Genomic DNA, 16,503 nt, shown 5'->3' with positions numbered 1-16,503 from the left:
TATATAGGGCTTTTGCAAGCATTTCATATAATATGAACTTGCAGTACGTACTAACCTAAATGCAAGTTGACCATGAGACTAGTTTAATTATTGATGCCATAGAGGAATTTGGCGGTGAGGCTAGGCTTGTCGGCGGATGTGTGAGAGACTCAATTTTGCAGCGTGATGTTCACGACATCGATTTAGCTACTAATTTGCTTCCCAATCAAACGATTAAAGCGCTAAAACTCCGTAATATAAAAACTATTCCAACTGGCTTAAAACATGGAACTATCACTGCGGTTCTAAATCAAAGATCTTTTGAGATCACAACACTAAGGCATGATGTGAAATGTGATGGTAGGCATGCAAAAGTAGAATTTACCAATAATTGGCAAGCGGATGCTTCAAGGCGCGACTTTACATTTAATGCTCTGTATGCAGATAAGCATGGCCATATATATGACTACTTTGGTGGTATAGAGGACTTAAAAGCGCGAAGGTTAAACTTTATAGGCAACGCTGAAGATAGAATTAAAGAAGACTATCTACGTATTTTAAGAGCATTTCGTTTTCATGCAAAAATATGTGCCGGAGATTTGAGTGATGAAATACTAAGCGTATGCAAAAAGCATTCGCATATGATTCAAAACCTCTCTGGAGAGAGAATAAGAGATGAAATACTTAAATTGCTGGAGTGCAATGATCCTTTTCCAACACTTAAGAGCATGCAAGAATCTGATGTTTTGCAAAAGATTATCCCAAAAGAAGTAAAATGCGAAATTCTGTCTTCGTCACTTCTTTTGGGCACTGATGCACTAGTAAAATTAGCGTTACTTCTTAGGACCACCAAAAATGACAGGCTAAGTCTTGGAGAATATGTAAGCAAATTTTTACGTCTTTCGAACAGGCAAAAGAAAAAGCTGCTATTTTTACTATCCAACGATATCAAAACAGAGCTTTCGGAAAAAGAGCAAAAAAAGTACATATCTTTATTTGGTAGAGAACTATATTGTGATTTAATAAAAATTTGTGGTGTTGAGTCTGGAGAAAATATTGACAAATACATTTCATTTGCTAATACATTCAATATTCCAAAATTTCCTTTATCTGGCGATGATTTAATAAGTATAGGTCACCAGCCAGGAAAAAGTTTAGGTAAAAACTTAGAATTGCTAAAACAACATTGGGAAGACAGCTCCTACACTTTAACAAAAGAGGAGCTGGTGCTTTATGCTAAGAGCCTACTTTAACTTGCTTTCCGACTGTTCAATGAATGTATGCTTACAGTATTAGTGTGACTCATCGAGGAATTAGTTGTGTATTCTTTTTTAGCTTTTTCTGTTAATTGGTATTCGTTTACTCCTCCTTGAGTTTGATTACACATTCCCTGATCTGTAGATAAAAATTTATCTCTTATGCTTGATGTCAGTTGTAACTCTTGAATCTTATCTAAAAAAAATCTCATTCTAGCTTCTACTAGCTCTTTCACAACAATTTCTTTAAGTAATTCTACTGAGTCGTTATTATTATTATTCTTGCTATTAAAGCTGTGCAAGATAGAGTCTACAATCTTATTTACCCCTTCTTGTTTGTTAAATTCTAATTTTTTTACGCATTTTCTAACAGAAGGTGACAACTTGGCTTTTAACGTGTCATCTCGTAGTTCTTTACCCATATTTTTTCCAATGTTACAATGTTCGTTGACAACTTCTTTAACCTTAGCTTCTATGATCTCCCTTGCGGATTGTTTCAAATTACTTTCTAATAATTCAAGCAGCTTACTGCTTTCAAATTTGCCATCATCTTGATTTGATAGAGACTTTATAGTTTCATTAAGCACGTTATGGCAAAAGTGTTTCTCTTTAAATTCAGGAAAACCTTTTTTTAACTCCTCGTCTTTCCCAGATAAAAAGTTATTGAGACCCTTATCCCTAGAAAGCTTATTGGGCAAGTTTCGTAATTTTGAAAGAGTTGATTTTGCAGTAGATACTGTACTCACTGCACCTGCCTTTTTAGCCAATTGACCTTCTTTTGCTTCCTGTAGTTTCTTAGTGTCAGCTTTCAATTGACCTTCTAAATCAATCTCCAATTGTTGTTTAGATTCTTGAACACTTTGTAATTGCTTCCCCAAGTTCTCCATTTCACCCAATTGAGCAGTCAATGTATTCACACTTAATCGTAGAGCTTTGTTTTCATGACCTAAGTCACTGACTTTATTTTCTAATTCAGTATTTTTGTCTTTAGCCTGACACAATTTATCAGTCTGTGATTTAAGTAAAGCCACTAATTTGCTAGCTTGCCATTGTTGATTCAATTCAATTAATTTATCCTCCTTGTCCTTTAACCTACTCTTAAGTTCTATTATTTGTGCTTGCAGACTTTCATTATCTTTCCTAGTAGCTTCAATTTCTTCTCCTTGCTCTCTTATTATCATGTATTGATCAAATATAGTTTTCTGTTGTTCATCAACTTTATCCTGCATTGCTTTTTTATCTTGTTTGTATTTGGTTAGTTCCTCTTCTCGTTCGCCTGCATCTTCTGTAAGTCCCTTATAACTCTTTTCAAGTCCTTCAATTGCAGATCGTAATTCTCTATTTTCTTCTTTTAAGGAAGCATTTTGTAAACGTTCAAGTTCTAATTCCTGATTTATGCCCTCCAGCTGTTCTTCTAATGCTTCATCATCTTCCTCTGTTATCAATGCTACTCCATCAGTCTGAACCCCTCCATCTTTGTTTATCACTACACTTTGGCTCTCTTTCTCTACAACTTCAGGTTTTAAGTCAACTTGAACACTTCCATCTATTGTCTTAAAAGCATCAGTTTGAACTTCATTGTTTGCAGTAGTTTTATCGTAGTACAAAATATTTTCTGCCCATCTATTCCATCTCTTGGGCAATATTCGTCCAATCGTTTTTAGATATAACCAAGCAAATACAGTAGACCAGCTGTATTTTTTTTCCTTTCGCTTAATATTAATTTCATAATTAACCTTATTATTAATATTTAGCATAAAATTACCTCATTTTTTAACTTTAATTTACAGAAAATTTTAATAGTAATAAAGTTATATATATTAGTATAAATGTTAAATAAATACTAACACAGGTGTCAAATTATGGTAAAGTCTTTGCCCGCCTAATACACTTTAAGCAGAAATGTACATGTCTGCAAGTACAGCATTTGCTTTTTCTATCGCTCTTGCTAACACTTCCTGTTCATTGTTCTGATTTTTCACATTGATTACCTGAGCAGCCAAGTTTGCAGGAAAAGTGACCAAACTGACTTCCCATAATTCCACTTGTTTTAACACTCTCGCTCCGCTTTTATGATCAACATCATACTCTATAGGTATATAGCCGATGGAAAGTCCATTGATTACTCCAGTTTTGAGCATTAAGTACGCTTCCTTTGCTTTTTGGATGCCCAAAAGTAAGTGTGCGGTTATATACAGGCCAACATCATTTTCGCAAATATCTATGATGCTACCTATAGGCTCACCTGGATTGTGCTGCCAAAGGAGTTTTATTTTATTTCTGTTTAAATTTTCCTTAAATGCTCCAGGCAATATCAGATCATTTTGTTTATCAACTATATTAAAAACGCTAGCATAACCAGAAAATACACCGTTTTCTTCTATACTTTTTATTGACAATGGTGAATAGAGAAATTTCTTATTCATAAAGCCTCCTGTAGTATTGGGAATTTTGTTTCGCAATGCACTGCGATATAATTCTATTATATGCAGTGCTCTAAAAGGGGGAAGCACTTTTCTTAGTTACTAAAAACGCTAACTAGAATCCAGATTGGACACTGGGTTATAAAATTCTACGTCATACCACCGCGGCGCTAACAAGTAGCGGAATGAGGATTGTCAAGGTGTCATCCTAGTGCCTCTATGATGTCATCCCAGTGCCCTGACTACTTGGATCCAAGAAAAAGAATGATGTCATGCAAGCCCCTATGATGTCATTTCAGTGCTTGACACTGGGATCTCATTTCACTCTATAATAGCAGTGCTCCTTTCTTGTCATCCGAGTAGCCTCTTTTTTGTCATCCCAGTGCGTGACACTGGGATCCAGCCTTTCCATAATCATCAAAACATTGTATTGTAACGTAAAATGGCTACTTTTATGCTTACCAACTTAATAAAATTCCTGGATCCCAGTGGGCTTTGTTGCATCGCTAGCTATGATGGATTAAAGATAAAAAAGATAGGGAATATCAGTAGCTTATTATTCTGGTATTTATAACAAGAACGGTCAATGAATACCTAAATTTGAGTAAAAGAAATTTCACTACCATTTACCAATCCGGCTAAAATTCAAGAATTTCAATGCTTTAGCTATTTTCAATAGAATTAAATTTATTAATATAAATAACAAATTACTATTCTTAAATTTGATCAGATTGATTGCAAAAAAACAAGATTTTCAATAGGTTACTTATAATCCTAACTATAGTTAGCCTTTCATAAGTAGCGATGCAACAAAGCCATCCCAGTGTCAAGCACTGGGATGACACCCTCCTAGTAGAAACGCTTTTGTAATTGCAACATTCGTGCAATCTTTAGCCATGAATATTAAGAAACTTACCAAACGAAAAAAAGGCAAAAGAAACCCTAGTCATTGTCTATTTTCAGTATTGGCGTTTTTTTATGTTTTTTACACTTAGTAACCGCGACTCAGCTGCATTTAAACTGCAACTAACTTTTAGCTATAAACATTAAAAAATTTACTAAGCAGAAAAAAAGGCAAAGAAAACCTAGGGTAGCTAGTATTCAAATTCTCCCTTGTTCTATTTGACGTCTTTTGATGTCTTAAACGCTTTATAAGCGCGTTTCGGCTTGTATAGGTAGAAACCCAGAAGTTTTATAAAGACATGAGGTGCACATAGTGCAAAAAATTAAGCATGATTTACGCCAAATACAAAGTTCCCTTTGTCGTTTTAATCTGCAGATTGCGAAGATAAATAAATAGCTTCAATTTTATGATAAGGGGGCTGGCGGAGTTTGTCAAGCAAGTTTTTAGCCCTGTCTCCTTGCTATAATGTTCATATCGATAGAAAAGCAAAAGAATAAAATGAAATATCAAGTGATATCCTCTATAATTAAATTTTTTGAATGAAGAGATGACGATTCGTGTAGGAATTAATGGTCTGGGTAGAATAGGCAGAGGCGTATTGCGTGCTATTTTCGAAATAGAAGAATATAGCAAACAAATAGAAGTTGTAGCTATCAATGGATCGCTCAGTGCAAAGCAGCATGCACATTTGATTAAATATGATTCTGTTCATGGCAAATTCAGTGGTGATATTGATTTTAATGAGTCTCAAAATTGGCTATCCATAAATGGCAGAAAGTTTTCTTTGTATAGAGAACGGAGCCCTGAAAATATTCCTTGGAATGTTGATGTAATACTTGAATGTACTGGTGCATTCAACAAACGTGAAGAAGCAATAAGGCACAATGCAGAGAAAGTAATTGTCTCTGCTCCAGTTCCAGATGCTGATGTCACTATAGTTTATGGTGTGAATAACGATATGCTCGAAAAAGAGCATAAAGTGATATCAGCAGGTTCTTGCACTACAAATTGCCTTGCTCCGATTGTGAAAGTCCTACATTCTAGTTTAGGCATAAAAAGCGGTTTTATGACTACTATACATGCCTACACGAATGATCAAAATGTTCTTGATGGTAATCATAAAGATTTGCGTAGAGCAAGGGCTTGCGGATTATCTATGGTGCCAACTACAACCGGGGCAGCAAAAACAATTGGTTCTGTCATCCATGAATTAAAAGGAAAACTAGATGGCACTTCCGTCAGAGTTCCAGTTAGCAATGTTTCTATGGTTGATTTTAAATTTACGACTGATAAGAAAGCGACCGTTGAAGAAATCAATGAAATATTTAAGGATGCAGCTCTCTCCTCTACGTCATTCCAGCGCGTGACGCTGGAATCTAATTTCTGGATCCCAGTGTCAGCTACTCGGATGACATCAGAGGGTACTAGGATGACAGAGGGTTATCCAATGTCAAATGTACTTTCTATATGCGAGGAACCTTTAGTCTCAATAGATTTTGTGCATAACCCTTATAGTGCAATTGTGGATTTAACTGGTACATATGTTACAGGTGATATATGCAGGGTTGCAGCGTGGTATGACAATGAGTGGGCTTTTTCGCTGAGAATGTTAGACATAGTATTATTGAGCTATAGTAAAGTATGAACTGGAACTCAAACAAATACGCCTCATTTTATGAGCACTTTGCGGAACTCAGAAAAAGAGTTATCTTTTGCTTTCTATTTTTTTGCGTTGCTTTTGGTTTTTGTTATTACTTTAAGGAAAATATATACCGTTTTTTACTCGCACCTTTAATAGAAGCAACAAAAGGTAGCGAAGGTTTTTCTTTAATTTACACAGACTTAACAGAGGCATTTTTTGTGTATCTTAGAGTTGCAATGATGAGTGCACTTTTGCTCTCTTTTCCTGTGTTTGCATGGCAATTCTATATGTTCTTAGCACCTGGGTTATATAAAAGTGAAAGGGCAGTGTTGTTGCCATACTTAATTGCAACACCGGTTTTATTTGTAACGGGAGCTACTGTAGTCTATTACTATATATTTCCTTTAGCCTGGAAGTTTTTTATCAACTTCGAACACAGTGGTAAATCCTTCGATATACCGATAGAGTTTATGCCATCAGTTAGCGAATATTTAGACCTCGTTCTCCAATTTATGTTTGCATTTGGCACTGCATTTCAAATTCCAGTCATACTCACATTAATGGTGAGAGTTGGGCTACTGACTGCACAAAGTTTGTCAAATAAACGTAGAATCGCAATAGTGGTAATTTTTATTATTGCTGCAATCTTAACTCCACCTGATGTATTAAGCCAAGTAGGGCTTGCAATACCTATGCTGATTCTATATGAATTGTCCATTCTGATATGTAGGTATATTGAAAAAAAGAAGACAAAGATTTAAACAAAGAAATCCCTCTTATCTCCTTTATATCACATTTTTAACTTACAACATTCTTATTCAGGACTTAAATATGGAAATGTTTCATAAATTGATTGTAATACTTTGTTAAGTTCAGCCTTACTTTTGATGATCAATAATACTGTATCATCACCTGCTATAGTTCCTATAATTCCTATGTTTTTGCTATTATTTAATGAATAAATAACATATTTCTGATCTAGAAAGTAAGCCAGACTGCTAGCTTGTCCTGGTTGAGTGTGTAGTACTATTAAACCAAAATCCGAAATTTGCATATTAAGTATTAATGGTAATCGATATTGGTTGATGTCAATTACTTTATACATACCAGCAACTTTGGCAATTTTAAGTTCTTTCAATTTTCTTGATAAAGTAGCCTGAGAAATGTTATACCCTCTTTTTTTGAGTAAGGTCTGTAAATCGCTCTGTTCTAAAATTTCATGATTTTGAATAATATTTAAAATATGTTCACCTAGTGTGTTGTCATGCATTATGCATTTTCCTCATATTGAATATGTAATAAGTATATTTGAAATTATATTCATTATTTCTTGACTATTCAATTTTTAATGTCTATATTCACAAGATGAATAAAATATGAATATAAATTAGTAATATGAAAAAATACATTTTAAATGCTATTATAGCGATAAGTATTCTATTAACAGGATGCAAGGAAGATAAACACGATAATATCATTAGATTTGCAATTTCTGCAGATTATCCACCTTTTGAATATTATGAAAATGGTAAATTTACTGGCTTTGACATTGAGCTTGCTCAATTAGTAGCAAAAGAGTTAGGTAAAGAAGCGATATTTAAAGATATGCAGTTTAGTACTATATTTGCAGCATTGCAAAGTAATTCTGTAGATGCTGCTATATCTACTATTGGTAGCACAGAAGAGCGTGAAAAAAATTTTGATTTTTCAAATAGTTATTATACAGGGGAATTTGGTATTCTATATCACAAAAATAAACCCATAGCCGGTATAAACAACTTAACTCACAAGAAGATAGCCGTTCAACTAGGAACTGTCATGGAAATTTGGCTAAAAGAGCATGTTCCTACAACAGCTCAAATTATTGCTATAGACAATAATAATCAAGCTGTAGAAACATTAAAGTCTGGTCATGTTGATAGCGTCCTAATTGATGAATTCCAAGGTAAAGTATTTAGCAAAAAAAATCCTGGTCTATCATGGTCAGCCATCGCTAAGTCAGATAATGGTTATTCTATTGCTGTGAATAAAGGATCTGATTTAAAGGATAAAATAAACGAGGCGTTAAAAAGTTTAGAAAGTAAAGGTGTAATACAAAAGATAGCAGAAAAATGGCTAGGAGATAACTGATGCAAGAATTAATTTCTAATTTCTTGTTTGTTGGAACAGGCCTTGCCTTTACTTTAAAATTATTGATTGGAGGACTGCTTTTAGGTATGAGTCTAGGAGGGTTATTTTCAGTACTCAGATATAATAAGATCTGTATTCCATTAATTAATGGAATTATATCTGTAATACGTGGCACCCCCCTTATATTACAGTTAAGTGTTGTTTATTTTATGACTCCAACCATTGCAGGAACTAAATTAAACATATTTAGTGCTGGCATTATAGCATTTGGTCTAAATAGCTGTGCTTATATTGCTGAGATTTTACGAGCTGGTATTGAAACTATATCAAAAAACCAGTTTGAAGCAGCTAAAACTTTACAAATACCTAGTTTCTATATGTGGAGAGATATTATATTACCACAAGTTATTAAAAATATTCTTCCTGCAATGATAAATGAGATCATTGCACTCCTTAAAGAAACGGCATTAATCTCTACTATTGGTGGTGTTGATATTATGCGCTCTGCGCAAATGCTTGCAGCAGAACAATTTACTTATTTTATACCACTTTGTCTTGCTGGGGCTTATTATTACGCTCTTGTATTACTAATTGAATATATAGGCAAAAAGATTGAACAGAAAGGTATATATGATAAAAATGCATAATGTTTGTAAATTATTTAATAATATTCCAGTACTTAATAATATTAACCTGATTATAGAACAATCTATAGTTGGTCTTGCTGGTCCTTCTGGTAGTGGTAAATCAACATTGTTACGTTGTATACAAAAACTCGAAGTTTTAGATTCTGGTAGCATTGAATGCAATGATAGTACTGGTTTTGTATTTCAGGATTTTCAACTTTTCCCACATATGACTGTCTGGGAAAATCTTACATATGCTCCCAAACTTAAAAACAAAACTCAGGATCAAAGTGATTCACTACTTGAGTCTTTGGGTATTGCCTCTAAAAAAAATGATTACCCTAGTAATCTATCCGGTGGGCAAAAACAGCGGGTTGCGCTTGCCAGAAGCTTAATGATGAATCCAAGGATTCTATTATGCGATGAGCCAACGTCTGGTTTAGATGTAGCAACAATAGTCGACGTTGTGGAACTACTACAATCAGTTAGAGATATGGGTATTACTATGATTATCGCTTCTCACAATTTGGATTTTTTAACAAAAATATCAGATCGGATTATTCTGTTAAAAAACGGAAAAATAATTGTAGATATCAATCCTAAAGAAATTGATGAACCAACAAACTATTTAAAAAATAATTATTAAAAGAGAATCACTCATATCATACTGAGAGCTATAACAGATCTTAGCATCGAAAATTACATAATGTATATTATGGAAAATAAATTACATAATATAAGAAGCAACGCTAAAAATAAAATCACATAATATAGCAAACTATAGCTAACCCAAGAAAGGTTTTCCTACGTCATACCGCCACGATATCTCAGAGGTTGTCCGGAAACAAGTAAATTCAAGCATATTCCCTCTTTAACATAACCCTACTCATAGCTAGGTATATGAAATTCTCAGTGGATGTTGTGAGTAAATCATACTCCTTCGATAGCCTTCTATTCCTATTAACCCAAGCAAAAGTCCTTTCTACAACCCATCTTCTTGGCTGTACTTTAAACCCTTGTTCTCTTGTTGGTAGTAGCTCAGGTGGCGTATCTTTGTGCACCCAAAATCTACATGGAGGCCTTGTAACAATTTCAATATCTATGTCATATTCTTCCTTTATGTGATTCTTTAAATTTCTTCCTTGGTATCCCATGTCAGCCCACATTTTTTTAACTTTAGTATATTTTGTTCTCATATTGTTTAATGCTATTTTAATACCATCTCTATCATTTTCGTTAGCAGCGCCTACGTAACAACCTAGTATAAAACCCTGAGTGTCTGTAATTATATGCCTTTTTCTACCCTTTACTTTTTTACTTCCATCATAGCCTTTGATCCCCCCTTTTCTGTAGTCTTTACAGATTGACTATCTACTATACAGGCACTCGGCTGCTCATTCCTTCCTATTTTTCTTCTACTATATTTTGTAATTTCATAATTCATTTTCTCAAAAATTCCCTGCTTCTTCCATTGCCTGAACTGCTCATACACAGTCTTCCATAGCGGAAAATCATTTGGTAAATACCGCCATTGACACCCTGTACGCAATACATAGAAAATTGCTTCTAATATTTCTCTTTTGCTATACTTTGGCGGCCTTCCTCCTTTCTTGTATGATACTCTGAAGCGTTTTTCTATTCTTGCCCATTCCCTTTCGCTTAGATCTGTTGGATACTTTTTTCTCATCTTTACCCCGTACTAATACCAATTCCCATTACAGGGCAAACAGATGGACAATGATGGAAGAAAAGCCATACTGAAGTAAGTAAAATAGCGAGGTTTAAATGGCATTAAGATCAAAATTATTGGATGAAAAAGTAGTAGAATCAGCAAAAGAAATGCTGAAGAAAGTAAGGAATAATGCATATGTTTCAAAAAAACTAAATGCTGTAATTGCAGCAAAAAAGTACAGTATAACGGCTGTAGCAAAAATATATTGCATTTCAAGAAGCGCACTAACTTCGTGGGTAAAACTCTTGAAAATTGGCAGAGAAGAAAAACTGTTTGCTCCTTCACAACGTCGTAGAAAAACTAAATTAAATCAGGCTCAACTACAGCAAATTGAAGAGTGGATAGAAGAAAATCCTAATATCACCATTAAAGAAATGAGAATAAGAATCCAGGAAAAGTTCGGATTAAATATCAGCAAATCTACAGTACACCGCCATATGCAAAAGATGAAATTCTCATATATTACACCAAGACCAGTTCATAATGGACAAGATAAAAGCAAACAAGAGGAATTCAAAAAAAAATCTCAATGGAGCTATTAGCAAGTATCCAGAAAAAGAGCTATTTTTCTTTGATGAATCACGGTTTGGCACACATTCAAAAGTTGGACATGGGTGGTTTAAAAAGGGGATTAGAACACAGGTTAAAACAAAATTAGGTAGGCAAAATTTCTATCTCTATAGTGCAGTTAATCCTAGAAATGGAGAGAGTTCTAGCTTATTTGCACCAAATGTCAACACTGATTGCATGAACATATTTCTTGAGCAAATTTCGCAATATCTAGAAACACGAGAGGCTTTTCTCGTTATGGACTGTGCTAGTTGGCATAGGTCAAAAAATTTAAAGGTACCTAAAAATATCGACATTATATACCTACCTCCATACTCACCTGAGCTAAATCCTGTTGAGAGGCTTTGGTTATATATAAAACAGAACATTTTGCGCAATAAAATATACGATACAATTGCTCTACTTGAGGGTGCTTTGTGCAAATTTATTACTTCTCTTGCCAGCTCCACAATTAAACAACTCTGCAATGTTTCCTATTTGACTGGACAACAATGAGAATTGGTATTAGAGGTTGTCCGGAAACAAGTAAATTCAAGCATATTCCCTCTTTAACATAACCCTACTCATAGCTAGGTATATGAAATTCTCAGTGGATGTTGTGAGTAAATCATACTCCTTCGATAGCCTTCTATTCCTATTAACCCAAGCAAAAGTCCTTTCTACAACCCATCTTCTTGGCTGTACTTTAAACCCTTGTTCTCTTGTTGGTAGTAGCTCAGGTGGCGTATCTTTGTGCACCCAAAATCTACATGGAGGCCTTGTAACAATTTCAATATCTATGTCATATTCTTCCTTTATGTGATTCTTTAAATTTCTTCCTTGGTATCCCATGTCAGCCCACATTTTTTTAACTTTAGTATATTTTGTTCTCATATTGTTTAATGCTATTTTAATACCATCTCTATCATTTTCGTTAGCAGCGCCTACGTAACAACCTAGTATAAAACCCTGAGTGTCTGTAATTATATGCCTTTTTCTACCCTTTACTTTTTTACTTCCATCATAGCCTTTGATCCCCCCTTTTCTGTAGTCTTTACAGATTGACTATCTACTATACAGGCACTCGGCTGCTCATTCCTTCCTATTTTTCTTCTACTATATTTTGTAATTTCATAATTCATTTTCTCAAAAATTCCCTGCTTCTTCCATTGCCTGAACTGCTCATACACAGTCTTCCATAGCGGAAAATCATTTGGTAAATACCGCCATTGACACCCTGTACGCAATACATAGAAAATTGCTTCTAATATTTCTCTTTTGCTATACTTTGGCGGCCTTCCTCCTTTCTTGTATGATACTCTGAAGTGTTTTTCTATTCTTGCCCATTCCCTTTCGCTTAGATCTGTTGGATACTTTTTTCTCATCTTTACCCCGTACTAAAATTTCAGATATTATAGCCTTTTACTTGTTTCCGGACAACCTCTTAGATGTATGGTCCCAGAGTGTGATGGTGTGGATTTAGTATAAATAATTCTGGAGACTGTGTCCACTGATAACATATAAATTCATAAGGAGTAAGACCCTTAAGAGTTTTGAGTCTCTTTGCATAATTATAAGCCATAACAAAGTTATAAAGGTGTTCTTTAAGTTGCTGGTGCGATTGATAGTAATACTTCTTAACTGTAGCATCCTTTAAAGTTTTATTCATACGCTCGACTTGCCCATTCGTCCAAGGATGGCTAACTTTTGTCAAACGATGTTCAATAACATTCTCTTCGCAAACTCTATCAAATATATGTTGGAAAGCATACTTATGACGCTTCTGGTTTGTAAATTGTATACCGTTATCTGTCAAAATAGTATGGATTTTATACGGTAAAATTCTAATCAAATTACGTAAGAACTCAGCAGCTATGGGTTTTGTAGCACTGTTACACAACTCAACATAGGTAAATTTGGATGTCCTATCAATAGCAACAAACAAATGTAATTTGCCCTCCTCAGTTCTAACTTCAGCAATATCAATATGAAAGTAACCGATAGGATATTGTTTGAATTTCTTTTTTGACTTAACTTCTCCATCAACAGTTGGTAATCTGCTAATGTTGTGTCTTTGTAAACAACGATGCAAGCTAGAGCGAGTCAAATGCGGAATTGTAGACTGCAGAGCGTAAAGGCAATCATCTAGTGGCAGTAGTGTATACTTGCGAAATGTAACTATTATAGCTTCCTCTTCTAGCGTTAAAACAGTTGATCTTGGATGCTTTGGACCCATATCAGCATCTTTCGTAAATGAACGTTTTCTCCACTTAATAATAGTTTTTGGATTAAGGTTATAATGCTTGGAGAGTTTTGCTATGCTCTCTTTTCTATTTTGTATTGCTCTACGAATCGTCTGTGTTGTTTTGGCGCACCCATGTAATATCTGTCCCATAATGACTCCTTAAATGATGATGATAGTATACCATCACTCTCTGGGACCATACATCTTACTATGATAGTTCCCTTTTTAAGAAAGTTTTAAATTTCATACCTAACAATAAACAACTTTAGGTTTAAATTTATGAAATCAGTTGTTATATACATCAGCAAATACGAATTTAACTGGTGTTATGGACTTAAATAAATTTACCGAAAAAGCAAAAAGTCTAATTCAAAGTGCTCAAATGAAAGCGTTGGGAGCTGGGCATCAGATTTTTATGCCTGAGCATTTACTAAAAGTGATGCTTGAAGATGAATCAGGTTTAGTTCAGGATTTGATAAACGCTTGTGGTGGAAGTGTGCAAAGTATTTCTGATGCTGTGGATAGCGCAATAAAAAAGTTGCCAGTAATTGAAGGTCCAGGAAGTGGTGGCCTTCAACTTTCAAGAGAAATAGCAAAAGTTTTTGAAGATTCAATTGGTATTGCAAGAAGAAATAAAGATTCATTTGTTGCTGTTGAGCGTTTACTACAGGGCCTCACTGCACAAAAAGATGATACTGTAGGCAAAATTCTGGCAGAGAATGGTGTGACTCTACAAAAACTGAACTCAGTTATTGCAGAAATGAGAAAGGGCAGCAGTGCGGACTCGCCAAACAGTGAGGAAAAATTAAACGCGGCAAAGAAATATACAAAAGATGTTACAGAGCTTGCTATGCAAGGAAAGCTTGATCCTGTAATTGGTCGTGATGAAGAGATCAGAAGAACTATGCAGGTATCACTGAGGCGGACAAAAAATAATCCAGTGCTGATCGGTGAACCTGGTGTTGGAAAAACTGCAATAGTTGAGGGGCTTGCAAATAGAATTGTTGCAAACGATGTGCCACTTGGTTTGCATGATGCAAAGGTCTTAGCTTTGGATCTTGGAGCACTAATTGCTGGCACTAAGTTTAGAGGAGAGTTTGAGGAAAGGTTAAAAGCAGTGATTAATGAGATTTCGAGAGCGGAGGGAAAAATTATATTATTCATCGATGAATTGCACACTTTAGTTGGAGCAGGAGCAACAAGTGGTGCAATGGATGCCTCGAATCTGCTGAAGCCTGCTCTTGCGCGTGGAGAAATTCGCTGTATAGGAGCCACAACTTTAGATGAATATCGTCAGCATATAGAAAAAGATCCTGCACTTGCAAGGCGTTTTCAGCCTGTGTTTATCTCTCAACCAACTGAAACTGATACCATTTCAATACTCAGGGGTTTGAAGGAAAGATATGAGGTGCATCATGGTATAAGAATTACAGATGGTGCAATAATTGCTGCTGCAACGTTGTCCAATAGATATATAACAGATAGGTTTTTACCTGATAAAGCAATTGATTTGATTGATGAAGCAGCAAGCAGGGTGAGAATTGAAATGGATAGCAAGCCTGAAGTTATTGATGAACTTGAGAGAAAGGTTATACAGCTAAAGATTGAAGCAGAGGCTTTAAAAAAAGAAAGTGATGAAAATTCTAAACAGCGTTTAAAAAAGATAAATGAAGAGATCGAAAATCTAAACAGTAAATTTGCTGACTTGAACAGCAAATGGCAGATGGAAAAGAATAAAATAGCTAGAATACAAGAAACAGCCGAAAAATTAGATAACGCTAGAAAAGAGTTGGAATTAGTTCAGCGTAGTGGGAATTTGGGAAGAGCAGGAGAGCTGATGTATGGTGTGATTCCTCAGCTTGAGAATGAATTAAAAAATCAGGAAAAGGTTACTGATAGTTTCTTAAAGAAAGAAGTGACTGGAGATGATATTGCAAACATTGTTTCAAAGTGGACAGGAATTCCAGTTGATAACATGATGCACAGCGAAAAGGAAAAACTTCTCAACATGGAGAATGAAATAGGAAGAAGAGTAATAGGGCAGAAAGATGCAATAGAAGCGATAAGTAATGCAGTTAGGCGCTCTCGCTCTGGTGTGCAAGATACTAATCGACCTTTTGGTTCATTCTTATTCTTGGGTCCAACCGGAGTTGGAAAAACAGAATTGGCAAAAGCCCTTGCTGAATTTCTGTTTGACGATCAATCAGCGCTTTTGCGTTTTGATATGTCAGAATATATGGAAAAACATTCTGTTTCAAAGTTAATTGGCGCGCCTCCAGGGTATGTTGGCTATGAACAAGGTGGCAGATTAACTGAAGCAGTGAGGAGAAGACCATATCAGGTAATCTTATTTGATGAGATAGAAAAGGCAAATCCTGATATATTTAACCTATTGCTACAGATCTTGGATGAGGGTAGACTCACTGATAGTCATGGCAAATTAATTGATTTTCGCAATACCATACTGATTTTAACTTCTAACCTTGGTGCTGAGATAATGCTTAAAGGAGCAAAAGAAAATAGCCCTCTTGAAAAGCCCTCTGTCATCCAAGTAGCTGACACTGGGATCCAGGAAAAAAAGTGGATTCCAGCGTCACGCGCTGGAATGACATCGGAAGGAGGAGTTGCTAACTCTGTAAAAAGCGAAGTGATGCAAATAGTTAAATCAACATTTCGTCCAGAATTTTTAAACAGACTGGATGAAATTATTATATTTCACAGTTTAACCAGAAATGACATCTATAAAATTATAGATGTTCAATTTTCTTATTTACAAAAAACACTTGCTAAGCGTAAACTGAGTATAAGTTTGTCGCAGGAAGCTAAAGAACTAATAGCACAAACTGGCTATGACCCTGAATATGGAGCAAGGCCCCTAAAAAGGGTGATACAAGAGTGTATTCAAAATAATTTAGCTAAATTAGTTTTATCAGGGGAAGTAGTAGAAAATGATGAACTAATAGTGTACGCTCTTGATAATGAAATCTTAGTTAAAAAGGTTTAAGTTCACTGTGTAT

The 16,503-nt window shown here is 35.0% G+C and carries 12 protein-coding genes and 2 pseudogenes; 8 read left to right on the top strand and 6 right to left on the bottom strand.

Features of this window, described 5'->3' with window-relative positions:
* Positions 1 to 59 precede the first annotated feature (59 nt).
* Positions 60 to 1,232, top strand: a complete 1,173-nt coding sequence (locus AAGD74_RS02770; protein ID WP_338482242.1) for a CCA tRNA nucleotidyltransferase — start codon at positions 60 to 62, stop codon at positions 1,230 to 1,232.
* On the opposite strand, the gene AAGD74_RS02765 is transcribed toward AAGD74_RS02770, so the two are convergent.
* The gene (locus AAGD74_RS02765) at positions 1,229 to 2,992 is read right to left on the bottom strand and encodes a hypothetical protein (RefSeq protein ID WP_341810726.1); all 1,764 of its coding nucleotides are present in this window, start codon (positions 2,990 to 2,992) and stop codon (positions 1,229 to 1,231) included. The two genes, AAGD74_RS02770 and AAGD74_RS02765, sit on opposite strands and share 4 nt — an antisense overlap.
* Positions 2,993 to 3,127: 135 nt before the next feature.
* A complete protein-coding gene (locus AAGD74_RS02760; protein ID WP_077188057.1) occupies positions 3,128 to 3,661 on the bottom strand; it encodes an HK97 family phage prohead protease in 534 nt (177 codons plus the stop codon).
* Positions 3,662 to 5,109: 1,448 nt separating this feature from the next.
* On the opposite strand from AAGD74_RS02760, the gene AAGD74_RS02755 reads away from it, so the two are divergent.
* Positions 5,110 to 6,207, top strand: a complete 1,098-nt coding sequence (locus AAGD74_RS02755; RefSeq protein WP_077188141.1) for a type I glyceraldehyde-3-phosphate dehydrogenase — start codon at positions 5,110 to 5,112, stop codon at positions 6,205 to 6,207.
* A complete protein-coding gene (tatC, locus tag AAGD74_RS02750; protein WP_006279807.1) occupies positions 6,204 to 6,965 on the top strand; it encodes a twin-arginine translocase subunit TatC in 762 nt (253 codons plus the stop codon). The genes AAGD74_RS02755 and tatC overlap by 4 nt, the downstream gene beginning before the upstream one ends.
* A 53-nt stretch (positions 6,966 to 7,018) precedes the next feature.
* On the opposite strand, the gene AAGD74_RS02745 is transcribed toward tatC, so the two are convergent.
* Positions 7,019 to 7,474, bottom strand: coding sequence for an arginine repressor (locus AAGD74_RS02745; RefSeq protein ID WP_064125001.1), 456 nt, complete (start codon positions 7,472 to 7,474; stop codon positions 7,019 to 7,021).
* 125 nt (positions 7,475 to 7,599) lie between these two features.
* Here AAGD74_RS02745 and AAGD74_RS02740 point away from each other — a divergent pair, with 125 nt between their 5' ends.
* Genes AAGD74_RS02740 through AAGD74_RS02730 form a run of 3 tightly spaced genes read left to right on the top strand, consistent with a single transcriptional unit; the run spans position 7,600 to position 9,606 of the window.
* On the top strand, positions 7,600 to 8,334 hold the full coding sequence (locus tag AAGD74_RS02740) for a substrate-binding periplasmic protein (RefSeq protein WP_077188142.1): 735 nt from the start codon (positions 7,600 to 7,602) through the stop codon (positions 8,332 to 8,334).
* Positions 8,334 to 8,981, top strand: a complete 648-nt coding sequence (locus tag AAGD74_RS02735) for an amino acid ABC transporter permease (protein WP_077188143.1) — start codon at positions 8,334 to 8,336, stop codon at positions 8,979 to 8,981. Before AAGD74_RS02740 ends, AAGD74_RS02735 begins: the two co-directional genes overlap by 1 nt.
* Positions 8,965 to 9,606: an amino acid ABC transporter ATP-binding protein gene (locus AAGD74_RS02730; protein ID WP_077188144.1), complete on the top strand. Its 642-nt coding sequence runs from the start codon at positions 8,965 to 8,967 to the stop codon at positions 9,604 to 9,606. The genes AAGD74_RS02735 and AAGD74_RS02730 overlap by 17 nt, the downstream gene beginning before the upstream one ends.
* A gap of 208 nt (positions 9,607 to 9,814) precedes the next feature.
* Here AAGD74_RS02730 and AAGD74_RS02725 read toward each other — a convergent pair.
* A pseudogene (locus AAGD74_RS02725) lies at positions 9,815 to 10,647 on the bottom strand (IS5 family transposase).
* 98 nt (positions 10,648 to 10,745) lie between these two features.
* Between AAGD74_RS02725 and AAGD74_RS02720 the strand changes: the two are divergent.
* Positions 10,746 to 11,757, top strand: a protein-coding gene (locus tag AAGD74_RS02720; RefSeq protein ID WP_265029767.1) for an IS630 family transposase whose coding sequence is annotated in 2 segments (ribosomal slippage) — positions 10,746 to 11,207 and positions 11,209 to 11,757 — 1,011 coding nt in all. Because the reading frame shifts where the segments join, the coding sequence is not laid out codon by codon here.
* 36 nt (positions 11,758 to 11,793) lie between these two features.
* Here the strand turns inward: AAGD74_RS02720 and AAGD74_RS02715 are convergent.
* Positions 11,794 to 12,626, bottom strand: a pseudogene (locus AAGD74_RS02715) (IS5 family transposase).
* Positions 12,627 to 12,685: 59 nt separating this feature from the next.
* Positions 12,686 to 13,636: an IS481 family transposase gene (locus tag AAGD74_RS02710; protein WP_338482200.1), complete on the bottom strand. Its 951-nt coding sequence runs from the start codon at positions 13,634 to 13,636 to the stop codon at positions 12,686 to 12,688.
* A 178-nt stretch (positions 13,637 to 13,814) separates the two neighbouring features.
* Here AAGD74_RS02710 and AAGD74_RS02705 point away from each other — a divergent pair, with 178 nt between their 5' ends.
* Entirely contained in the window at positions 13,815 to 16,490 is a 2,676-nt protein-coding gene (locus AAGD74_RS02705) for an ATP-dependent Clp protease ATP-binding subunit (protein WP_082246123.1), read from the top strand.
* The last annotated feature ends 13 nt before the right edge of the window (positions 16,491 to 16,503 follow it).

Origin of the sequence: Wolbachia endosymbiont (group A) of Campoletis raptor (assembly GCF_964026755.1) — a bacterium.
Taxonomy (GTDB): domain Bacteria; phylum Pseudomonadota; class Alphaproteobacteria; order Rickettsiales; family Anaplasmataceae; genus Wolbachia; species Wolbachia pipientis.
The sequence above is the reverse complement of the archived record's forward strand: the minus strand, read 5'-3'. Positions and strand labels throughout refer to the sequence as shown.

Excerpts from the sequence above, each read along its gene's own strand:
- AAGD74_RS02755 (WP_077188141.1), top strand. The coding sequence starts at position 5,110 with ATGACGATTCGTGTAGGAATTAATGGTCTGGGTAGAATAGGCAGAGGC.
- AAGD74_RS02745 (WP_064125001.1), bottom strand. The coding sequence starts at position 7,474 with ATGCATGACAACACACTAGGTGAACATATTTTAAATATTATTCAAAAT.
- tatC (WP_006279807.1), top strand. The coding sequence starts at position 6,204 with ATGAACTGGAACTCAAACAAATACGCCTCATTTTATGAGCACTTTGCG.
- AAGD74_RS02765 (WP_341810726.1), bottom strand. The coding sequence starts at position 2,992 with ATGCTAAATATTAATAATAAGGTTAATTATGAAATTAATATTAAGCGA.
- AAGD74_RS02770 (WP_338482242.1), top strand. The coding sequence starts at position 60 with ATGCAAGTTGACCATGAGACTAGTTTAATTATTGATGCCATAGAGGAA.
- AAGD74_RS02710 (WP_338482200.1), bottom strand. The coding sequence starts at position 13,636 with ATGGGACAGATATTACATGGGTGCGCCAAAACAACACAGACGATTCGT.
- AAGD74_RS02730 (WP_077188144.1), top strand. The coding sequence starts at position 8,965 with ATGATAAAAATGCATAATGTTTGTAAATTATTTAATAATATTCCAGTA.
- AAGD74_RS02735 (WP_077188143.1), top strand. The coding sequence starts at position 8,334 with ATGCAAGAATTAATTTCTAATTTCTTGTTTGTTGGAACAGGCCTTGCC.
- AAGD74_RS02760 (WP_077188057.1), bottom strand. The coding sequence starts at position 3,661 with ATGAATAAGAAATTTCTCTATTCACCATTGTCAATAAAAAGTATAGAA.
- AAGD74_RS02740 (WP_077188142.1), top strand. The coding sequence starts at position 7,600 with ATGAAAAAATACATTTTAAATGCTATTATAGCGATAAGTATTCTATTA.
- AAGD74_RS02705 (WP_082246123.1), top strand. The coding sequence starts at position 13,815 with ATGGACTTAAATAAATTTACCGAAAAAGCAAAAAGTCTAATTCAAAGT.